The sequence below is a fragment of the Lentzea sp. genome, assembly GCF_036380075.1.
Taxonomy (GTDB): domain Bacteria; phylum Actinomycetota; class Actinomycetes; order Mycobacteriales; family Pseudonocardiaceae; genus Lentzea.
Map to the genome: position 1 here is coordinate 1 of NZ_DASVFL010000386.1, position 8040 is coordinate 8040.

6 protein-coding genes are annotated in these 8040 nt (G+C 68.5%); 2 read left to right on the forward strand and 4 right to left on the reverse strand.

Going from position 1 to position 8040, the window contains the following annotated elements; genetic code table 11:
* Window positions 1-337: 337 nt before the first annotated feature.
* Window positions 338-1225, reverse strand: a complete 888-nt coding sequence (locus VF330_RS40370) for an aldose 1-epimerase family protein (protein ID WP_330857037.1) — start codon at window positions 1223-1225, stop codon at window positions 338-340.
* A 37-nt stretch (window positions 1226-1262) separates the two neighbouring features.
* Between VF330_RS40370 and VF330_RS40375 the strand changes: the two genes are divergently transcribed.
* On the forward strand, window positions 1263-2039 hold the full coding sequence (locus tag VF330_RS40375) for an MBL fold metallo-hydrolase (protein WP_330857038.1): 777 nt from the start codon (window positions 1263-1265) through the stop codon (window positions 2037-2039).
* Between the two features lie 34 nt (window positions 2040-2073).
* On the opposite strand, the gene VF330_RS40380 is transcribed toward VF330_RS40375, so the two are convergent.
* Window positions 2074-3468: an APC family permease gene (locus VF330_RS40380; protein ID WP_330857039.1), complete on the reverse strand. Its 1395-nt coding sequence runs from the start codon at window positions 3466-3468 to the stop codon at window positions 2074-2076.
* A 72-nt stretch (window positions 3469-3540) separates the two neighbouring features.
* Here VF330_RS40380 and VF330_RS40385 point away from each other — a divergent pair, with 72 nt between their 5' ends.
* Window positions 3541-4320 (forward strand): hypothetical protein, encoded by a 780-nt coding sequence (locus tag VF330_RS40385; protein WP_330857040.1) that lies wholly within the window; start codon window positions 3541-3543, stop codon window positions 4318-4320.
* On the opposite strand, the gene VF330_RS40390 is transcribed toward VF330_RS40385, so the two are convergent.
* Together VF330_RS40390 and asnB are read right to left on the reverse strand one after the other, a co-directional pair.
* Complete coding sequence (locus tag VF330_RS40390; protein WP_330857041.1) at window positions 4304-5566, reverse strand: MFS transporter; 1263 nt, start codon at window positions 5564-5566, stop codon at window positions 4304-4306. The two genes, VF330_RS40385 and VF330_RS40390, sit on opposite strands and share 17 nt — an antisense overlap.
* A gap of 60 nt (window positions 5567-5626) precedes the next feature.
* The gene (asnB, locus tag VF330_RS40395) at window positions 5627-7561 is read right to left on the reverse strand and encodes an asparagine synthase (glutamine-hydrolyzing) (protein ID WP_330857042.1); all 1935 of its coding nucleotides are present in this window, start codon (window positions 7559-7561) and stop codon (window positions 5627-5629) included.
* Window positions 7562-8040 lie beyond the last annotated feature (479 nt).

Here is an 8040-nt window from a genome sequence, read left to right on the forward strand (position 1 = left end):
CTGCAACGAGGTAGGGGTGTCAAGCGGGCACGCGTTTCGCCCGCTTGACACCCCTACCTCGTTGTGGCCCGCTCTTGGTGCGGCTTGTGACGGGAACCCACCGCAACGCAAGCACCTACGCAACCGCCAGCCGCCCAAAGCAACAGGCGTGCCATCAACCCACGAGCGGCGCGGAGCCCCCGATCAGATTGCCGGGGGTCTGGGGGCAGCGCCCCCAGGGGGAAGCACGCAACCGCAAGCCCGCCGCCCGCAAGGCGACCACCCGCCCGGCCGCGACCCGCAAGCCGACCACCCGCCCGCTCGCGGCCCGCAGGCCGCCCGCCCGCGCCACCCCACGCTACAAAAGCGGCCGAATCCCCCACCGAGCCCCCCAGGTCTCCCCAGGAGCAACCCAAATCAAATCCACCCCGGAATTCAAAGCATCAGGCGGACAGGTCATCGGCTCAACAGCCACAGCCCGCCCCCGCCCAGGATAAGAATCCGGCGTGTAAACCTGAACCCACCGAAAAGCAGGATCAGCCCACACCTCAACCCCGAACTCGTCCGAAGCAAGCGTGTGATGAACCAGCCCGTCCTCGGCAGGCTCACACCCTCCAAACGGCGTGTCCAACCGAACACCAGCCAACTCCCGCCCAGACCGGAAGTCGAACTCGGTCCCCTCAACAGACCGAGCCTCCCCGGACGGCACCATCCGCTCAACGTCCAACGGCAAAACAGTAGTAGCAGCCAGAGTCAAGACACAGGAATCAGTCTCAGCATGACCAGCCCGAGGATAAGGATGAGTTCCCACCCCAAAAGGAGTGGACACGTCCCCGATGTTCTTGACCCCGTGCGTGACGGTAAGCCCACGCTCGTCCAACGCGTAAGAAACGGTGACCCGCAGAGCAACAGGCCACCCAGGCTGAGGATCGATCCGAGCGACGAGGGAAACCAACGACCCGGTGTGCTCCAGAACCTCCCACGGCCGCCGCCGCAACAGCCCGTGGATCGCGTTCCCCCGAGCGGGTTCGGTGACCTCCAGCTGCTGCCGGACCCCGTCCAGCTCCCACACCGCGCCGGCGGTCCGGTTGGGCCAGGGCACCAGGACGGCACCGGCGCTCATCGGAGGTTTCTCGTCGGCGCCGAATGTCTCCACATAAGGAACGCCGTCGACCGAGAAGGACCGGAGGCCCGCCCCTACAGTCGTGATCACGGCGGTGGCACCCTCGTACGAGATCCCCAACATGGGGCGAAGCCTACGGGGCCAACGGAAGGATCCGTCCATGAAGGTTCACCACCTCAACTGCGGCACGATGCGCCCGCCGCTGGTCGCGGGCGGGATCGTCGCGCACTGCCTGCTGATCGAGACCGACCGGGGCCTGGTCCTGGTCGACACCGGTTTCGGCACGCACGAGGTGGTCGACCCGAAGGCGACCATCGACCCGTTGAGCCGCACGCTGCTCAAGCCCGTCCTCGACGTCAACGAGACGGCGATCTCGCAGGTCGAACGGCGCGGCCACACGGCGGACGACGTCCGGCACATCCTCCTGACCCACCTCGACATGGACCACGCGGGCGGCCTGCGCGACTTCCCGAAGGCCACCGTCCACGTCCTGAACACCGAGCTGGAGGCCGCGACCAACCCGAAGGGCCCCAAGGAACGCGCCCGGTACCCGAAGGCCCAGCGCGAGGGCGTCACCTTCGAGACCCACAAGGCGGAAGGCGAGAGCTGGCACGGGTTCGAGGCCGTCAGGAACATCGCGGGCCTGCCGGACGACGTCCTGATGGTCCCGCTCATCGGCCACACCCGCGGCCACACGGGCATCGCGGTCAAATCGGACAACGGCTGGCTGCTGCACGCCGGCGACGCCTACTTCTACCGCGGCGAGGTCGAGACCCCGCCCAGCAACATCTTCGCCCTCAAGCTCACCGCGAAGCAGACCGAGACGATCCGCGAGCAGCGTCTGTCCAATGTGGAGCGTCTCAGGGAGCTCAAGGCGCGCGGCGAGGTCGAGGTGTTCTCCGCCCACGACCCGGTCGAGTTGGCCCGGCTGGCGTGACGTCCACCCGCCGGGCCCACCTCGACCGGAGGACCTACTTGCCGAGGTTCTCCGGGTAGGTCTCGACCTTGCCGTGCATGACCCGGTTGATCCCCCACAGCACCAGACCGGCGAGCAGCAGCCAGCCCGCGATCTTGTAGTCGTCCCACGGCCGGCCGGACAGCACCGGCATCGCGAGGTACGCGCAGGTGATCGCGCCGAGCACCGGAGCCCACGTCGGCGCGCGGAAGTGCTCGTGCTCCGCCTTCTCCCGGCGCAGCACGAGGCACGCGACGTTGACGATGGTGAAGACGATCAGCAGCAGCAACGACGTCGTGCCGCCGAGCTTGCCGATGTCCGCGGTCGACACCAGGATCACCGCGACGCCGGTCGTGAAGACGATCGAGATCCACGGCGTGCGGCGGGACGGGTGCACGGCGCCGAAGAACTTCGGGATGATCTTCTCGTTCGACATGCCGTAGAGCAGGCGCGAGGCCATCAGCATGTTGATCAGCGCCGAGTTGATGACGGCCAGCAGGCCGATCAGGGCGAAGATCCAGAGCGGGAAGCCGGGCGCGCCGACGGTGACGACCTTGAGCAACGCGCTGCTGCCCGCCTTGGCGAGCTCGTCGGCCGGGATCAGCAACGACGACGTGATCGCGACCAGCACGTAGATCAGCGCCGCGACGGCCATGCCCACCAGCATCGCGCGCGGGAAGATCTTGGCCGGGTTCTGGCACTCCTCCGCCATGTTGACCGAGTCCTCGAAGCCGACCATCGCGAAGAACGCGAGCGCCGTCGCCGAGGTGACCGCGAGCATGATGTTCGAGCCCGACGGCACGTGGATGTCGGTCAGCCGCGACGGTTCGCCGTCGCCGACCGCCACCGCGTAGGCGCCGATCAGGATGATGATGACCAGACCGGACAGCTCGATGCAGGTCAGCACCACGTTGGCCTTGACCGACTCCGAGACGCCGCGGAAGTTGATCAGTGCGAGGGCCGCGATGAACACGATCGCGAGTCCGGTGAAGGCGAGCGACTCCGGGCGCAGGGTGACGTCGAAGAACTCCACCAGCAGCTGCCGCAGGTACGTGCGGCCGAACGCGAGCGCCGCCGAGGACGCCGAGGTGATGCCGGAGCACATGACCGCGAACGCGACCATGAACGTCAGGAAGTGGATCTTGAACGCTCTGTTCGTGTAGAGCGCCGCACCCGCCGCCTTCGGGTACTTCCCGACCAGTTCGAGGTAGCTGAACGCGGTCAGGAACGCCACCACGAACGCGAGCAGGAAGGGCAGCCAGAGAGCGCCGCCGATCTTGCCGGCCACGTTGCCGGTGAGCGCGTAGATGCCGGTGCCGAGGATGTCGCCGACGACGAAGAACAGCAGCAGCTTCGGGCCTATCGCCCGGTGTAGCTCTGGTTGCTCCGTTTGTGGAGTCGCTTCAGCCATGCCCGAAGATTCTGCCCGTTTTGCCTGGGTACCAGCGCGGACGAAGAACGACCTCACCCATATGGTGTAAGCATGAAACGCACGGCAACCCTGCTCGTCGCCGCTCTCGCCCTGACCGCCTGCACGTCGTCGCCGGCGGCCAAGCCGGACCAGTACTCGGACGTGTTGGCCTTCGCGAGCGCGGTGGGCAAGGCGGTCGCCGAGAAGAAGACCTACCGCTTCACCATCGCCGCGCCGACCGCCGGCGGTGTCACGGCCCCGGCCACCGGGTCGGTGCGCCTGGGCGACGTCCCGAGCCTCGACGCCACGACGACCCGCGCCGTGCAGACCGGTGGTCAGCCCGAGGAACTGCACTTCGTCTCGACCACGCGCGACGCCGCGTTCGTGAAGCTGCCCGCGGTGTTCGGCCTGCCGCAGGACAAGCCGTGGGTGAAGCTGAACCGCGCGGACGACGACGACTTCACCAGCACCCTGCTCGGCTTCCACGACGTGATCCGCCAGCAGGCCGTCTTCACCACCTACCACCTGCCGGTGATCGAGGCGGGCGGCACGGTCCAGCTGGTCACGAAGATCGCGGACCGCACCCGGTACTCGATCTCCGTGGACTACCGGAAGGCCTACGACGCCCTCACCGACGAGAACCTGCGCAACGAGATCAAGCTCGCCCTGGACCAGGGCGTCGCGGGCTCGGCGGCCGACGTCGAGATCGGCGGCGACGACCTGCCGTCCCGGATCAGGTTCTCGACGCAGTTCCAGAACACGTCGGTCGTCGACGAGGCGCGCTTCTCCGACTGGGGCGGCGACGTGAAGATCGCCGAGCCCGGCTCGAACGAGGTCAGCTCGCGGAACTGACGCGGTAGCGCCAGATCGCCGGCAGCGCGGCCACCATGGCCACGGTCGCCACGACGACCAGCAGCCCGCCGACCGACACCGCCGCGGCCGTGCCGAACGCCGCGCCACCCGTGCCGTGCAACAGGTCCGCGATGCGCGGGCCACCCGCCACGACGACGATGAAGACGCCCTGCATCCGCCCGCGCATCTCGTCCGTCGCGGCGGACTGCAGGATCGCGCCGCGGAAGGCCATCGACACCATGTCCGCCGCACCGGCCAGTGCGAGGAACGCCGCCGCGACCCACAGCGACCCGGCGAGCCCGAAGCCCATGATCGCGAGACCCCAGGCCACCACCGAGATCGTCACCGCGACGCCGTGCCTGCTGACGTTGGCGATCCAGCCGGACGTGAGCCCGCACAGCACCGCACCGACCGGGATCGCCGCGAACAGCACGCCGAGCGCGAACCCGCCGCCGGGCGGGTCGCCGAACGTGTGCTGGGCCATCTCCGGGAACAGCGCCCGCGGCATGCCGAACACCATCGCGATGATGTCGAGCACCATGCTCGCGAGCAGGACCTTCTGCACCCACAGGTAGGAGAACCCGGCGAGCACGTCCTTGAGCCCCGCGCGCCGCACGATCCCGTCGAGCGGGGGCATCGACGGGAGCTTCCACACCGCGTAGACCGTCACGACGAGCGCGATCGCGTCCACCAGGTACAGCGTCGGCAGCCCGACGACCGGCATCAGCGCACCCGCGAGCAGCGGCCCGAGCACCGCGCCGAACTGCATGACCGTGGACCCGAGCGCGCCGGCCGAGGGCAGCAGCTCCGCCGGGACGAGCCGGGCGATCGACGCGGACCGCGCGGGCGCGTTGGCCGCGAAGAACACCTGCTGCAGGCCCAGCAGCCCGATGACGAGCCACACCGAGCCGACGTCCATCGCCGCCTGCACCCACAGCAGCACCGACGAGACCGCGATGCCGACGTTCGTGACGAGCAGCAGCTTGCGGCGGTCGACGGTGTCCGCGATCGCGCCGCCCCACAGCCCGAAGACGAGCAGCGGGACCAGCGCGACACCGGCGGCGATGCCGACCCACGCGGACGAGCCGGTGAGGTCGTAGACCTGCTTGGGCACGGCGACGGCGGTGAGCTGGGAGCCCACCGCCGTCACGATCGTGGAGAGCCACAACCTGCGGTAAGCGACGATCTTCAACGGTCGCGTGTCGATCACGAACGTCGAGCGCGCGCTTCTCCCCACAGTGGCCATTTCGTTAGCCTATGACAACTAACAGGCGTTCCACGTGGCGATGTCGCCAACACCACTCGGTCAGAGGCGGACCGGGTACACCGGCTCCGGCACCTTCGGCGTGATGCGCCCCTCGACGAAGATCCCGTGCCAGATCATGAAGCACAGCACGCTCCACAGCTGCCGGCTGCGGTCGAACTGCTCGGACTTGTGCTCGGCGAGCAGGTCCATGACGGCGTTCTTGTCGAGCAGGTGCCCGGTCTGCGAGTCGGCGATGATGCCGCGCGCCCAGTCGTACATCTCGGCGCGCAGCCAGTGCCGGATCGGGACCGGGAAGCCGAGCTTGGGCCGGTTCAGCACGTGCGGCGGGATGATCTTCGCCAGCGCCTTGCGCAGCGCGTACTTGGTCGTGCCCTCGGTGAGCTTCTGGTCGAGCGGCACCTCGGCGGCGACCCGGAACACCTCGGGGTCGAGGAACGGCACCCGCAGCTCGATCGAGTTGGCCATGGTGACCTTGTCGGCCTTGACCAGGATGTCGCCGCGCAGCCACGTGTAGAGGTCGATGTGCTGCATGCGCGCGACCGGGTCCCACCCCTCGGACTCGCGGTACCAGGGAGCGGTCACGTCCTGGAAGCCGACGCCCTCGACGTAGCCGGGGAACACGGCCCGCACCTGCGCGTCGCTGAAGTTGCGCGCGTTGCCGTAGTAGCGCTCCTCCAGCCGCAGCGAGCCGCGCCGCAGCAGGTCCTTACCGCGCACGCCCTCGGGAATGCTCTTGGACACCGCGCCCATCAGCTTGCGCACGCCGCCCGGCACCTTCTCGAACGGCGACAGCGACAACGGCTCGTGGTAGATCACGTACCCGCCGAACAGCTCGTCGGCGCCCTCACCGGACAGCACGGCCTTGACGTACTTCCGCGCCTCCTTGGCGATGAAGTACAACGGCACCAGCGCCGGGTCCGCCACCGGGTCGTCGAGGTACCAGAGGATCAGCGGCAGCTCTTCCATCATCTCGTCCGGCGACACCGTCCTGACGACGTGCCGCACCCCGATGGCCGCGGCCGTCTCCGCGGCCACGTCCACCTCCGAGTACCCCTGCCGGTCGAACCCGCTGGTGAAGGCGATGAGGTTGGGGTTGTGCTGCTTGGCGAGCGTCGCCGTGGCCGTCGAGTCGATGCCACCGGACAGGAACGCCCCGACCGTGACGTCCGGGTCGGAGATCATGTGCTTGGCCACCGAGTCGCGCATGACCTCGGCGATGCGCTCGTGCAGCGCCTCGGCCTCGTGCGCACCGTTGACCGGCCGCGGCGCGAACACGGGCTTGAAGTACCGGTTGAACAGCACCTGCCCACCCGGCGACACCTTGAACGACGTCCCGGACTCGACCCGCCGGATCGCCCTGTGCAGCGACTCGGGCTCCGGCACGTACTGGAGCACCAGGTAGTGCTGCAACGCGGTCCGGTCGAGCTCCTGGCTGATCCCGAGCACCCCGGTCAGCTGCAGCAGGCTCTTCTTCTCCGACGAGAACGCCGTGCCGCCGGGCCCGGCGGCCCAGAACAGCGGCTTGATCCCGAACGGGTCGCGCGCCCCGAAGACCACGCGCTCCTGCTCGTCCCAGATCATGAAGGCGAACATGCCGCGCAGCTTCTTGACCCAGTCGGCCCCGTGGTAGTGGTACCCGGCGACGATGGCCTCACCGTCACCCTTGGTCTTGAACTGGGCGCCGAAGTGCATGGCCAGCTCGGCCCGCAGCTCCTTGTAGTTGTAGATCTCGCCGTTGAAGTTCAGGGTGTACCGGGTCGGGTTCTCCGGCGGCCCCCACACCAGCGGCTGGTGGGAGTGGTCCAGGTCGATGAAGCCGAGCCGGTTGAACCCGTACACGACCTCGGCATCGGCCCAGGTGTCCTGCTCGTCCGGCCCGCGGTGGCGCTGGCAGCGCAGTGCTGCGGCCACTGAGCCACGAGCGCTGGCCGCCGCGGCTTCGGTGGAACAGATGAGTCCGAGCACTCCGCACACGTGAAATCGCACCTCGTCGTTCGCTGTAGCTGAAATCCCAGTATGCCCGTGTGGAATCCGGACACTTCGTCAGCCTGAGGGACGCGCGGCAGGCGGGACGGGTTGCAGGTGAGGGCCCACGTGAGCCAACGCACGCAGCCGACGCGGCCGCGGGGTGGTGTGGGTGGTGCGCGGGGGCGCGCAAGAGGGGGCAAGCCGGGCCGGCCAACGGCGAAGCCGAGGCACCCACCAAGGGCGATGCGAAGCGAGCCGAACAGACCCCCGCACTTCCAAGCGAAGCCGAAGGCGAGCAGTCACCCCTGACGCCGATTAGAGCCGGTGAACCCACCCGGTCTTTGCGATTGGGGCTTGACTTTGGGTGCGAGGTGCTACCACTCGTGGCTCGGGCGGGTGCGAAGCATCCGCCCTTTTCCGCCCGACCCAGCGCCTCGCAAGGGCCCCGAAGCCAAGCCCCGATCGCGGATCGTCGCGCAGCGGCG

Bases quoted from the DNA above. Each gene is read 5' to 3' on its own strand.
- VF330_RS40390 (WP_330857041.1), bottom strand. From the start codon at position 5,566: ATGGCCACTGTGGGGAGAAGCGCGCGCTCGACGTTCGTGATCGACACG.
- VF330_RS40370 (WP_330857037.1), bottom strand. From the start codon at position 1,225: ATGTTGGGGATCTCGTACGAGGGTGCCACCGCCGTGATCACGACTGTA.
- VF330_RS40375 (WP_330857038.1), top strand. From the start codon at position 1,263: ATGAAGGTTCACCACCTCAACTGCGGCACGATGCGCCCGCCGCTGGTC.
- VF330_RS40385 (WP_330857040.1), top strand. From the start codon at position 3,541: ATGAAACGCACGGCAACCCTGCTCGTCGCCGCTCTCGCCCTGACCGCC.
- VF330_RS40380 (WP_330857039.1), bottom strand. From the start codon at position 3,468: ATGGCTGAAGCGACTCCACAAACGGAGCAACCAGAGCTACACCGGGCG.